Origin of the sequence: Micromonospora foliorum, from assembly GCF_022229015.1 — a bacterium.
GTDB lineage: Bacteria > Actinomycetota > Actinomycetes > Mycobacteriales > Micromonosporaceae > Micromonospora > Micromonospora foliorum.
Map to the genome: position 1 here is coordinate 1 of NZ_JAKKFF010000380.1, position 1,241 is coordinate 1,241.

The 1,241-nt window shown below is 74.6% G+C and carries 1 protein-coding gene and 1 pseudogene; both read left to right on the plus strand.

The window, feature by feature from the left end; all coding sequences use genetic code 11:
- Positions 1–140: pseudogene (locus tag PSH25_RS25165) on the plus strand (sulfurtransferase); the annotation flags it as partial.
- Between the two features lie 48 nt (positions 141–188).
- Positions 189–1,241: acetoin utilization protein AcuC (locus PSH25_RS25170; protein WP_238661414.1), on the plus strand; the 1,053-nt coding region annotated here is incomplete at its 3' end.

Sequence of the window (1,241 nt, forward strand, 5' to 3'; positions counted from 1 at the left end):
CCGGGGTGACCGCCGCGCAGGCGGTGCTCGCGCTGCACCTGGCCGGCCGCACGGACGCCGCGCTCTACGTTGGATCGTGGAGCAACTGGGTGGCCGACCCGGCCCGGCCGGTCGCCTCCGGGCCGACACCTGGCCGCTGACCAGCGCGTGCGGTGGGCCGGTGCCGGTCCTCGTGCGACGATGGGCTCATGTCCGACGACACGGTGGTGGTGTGGGACGAGTCGCTGCTCGCCTACGACATGGGTGACCATCCACTCGACCCGGTCCGGGTGGAGCTGACCATCGCGCTCGCCCGCGAGTTGGGCGTCCTCAATCGGCCAGGGGTGCGCGTGGTCAAGCCGGAGCCGGCCGACGACGCCCTGCTCACCCGGGTGCACGAGCCGGCCTACCTCGCCGCGGTGCGCAACGCGCCGCGCGACCCGCTCTTCGCCGGCTACGGGCTGGGCACCTCCGACAACCCGGTGTTCGAGGGGATGCACGAGTCCAGCGCGCTCATCGCCGGCGCGACGGTGGCCGCCGCCGAGGCGGTCTGGCGCGGCGACGCCCGGCGGGCGGTGAACGTGGCCGGTGGGCTGCACCACGCGATGTCCGCCCGAGCCTCCGGCTTCTGCGTCTACAACGACCCCGCGGTGGCCATCGCCCGCCTGCTCGACCTGGGCGCCGAGCGGGTCGCGTACGTGGACGTCGACGTGCACCACGGTGACGGGGTGCAGCAGATCTTCTGGAACGACCCCCGGGTGCTCACGGTCAGCGTGCACGAGACCCCGCTGGCGCTCTTCCCGGGCACGGGCTTCCCGGACGAGACGGGAGGCCCGGGCGCGCAGGGCACCGCGGTCAACATGCCGTTGCCGCCGGGCGTCGACGACAGCGGCTGGCAGCGGGCGTTCCACGCGATCGTGCCGTCGGTGCTGCGCGCGTTCCGGCCGCAGGTGCTGGTCAGCCAGTGCGGCGCCGACGGGCACCGACTGGACCCGCTCGCCGACCTCAACCTGACGGTGGACGGGCAACGGGCCACCTACCTGGCGATGCGGGCGCTCGCCGACGAATTGTGCGACGGCCGGTGGGTGGCCACCGGCGGCGGCGGGTACGCGCTCGTCGAGGTGGTGCCCCGGGCCTGGAGTCACCTGCTGGCCGTGGCCACCGGTGACCCGATCGACCCGGCCACGCTCACCCCGCCCGGCTGGCGGGAACTGGTCGCCTCCCGTCGTCTGGGCCGGGAGGTGCCGCTGCGGATGACCGAC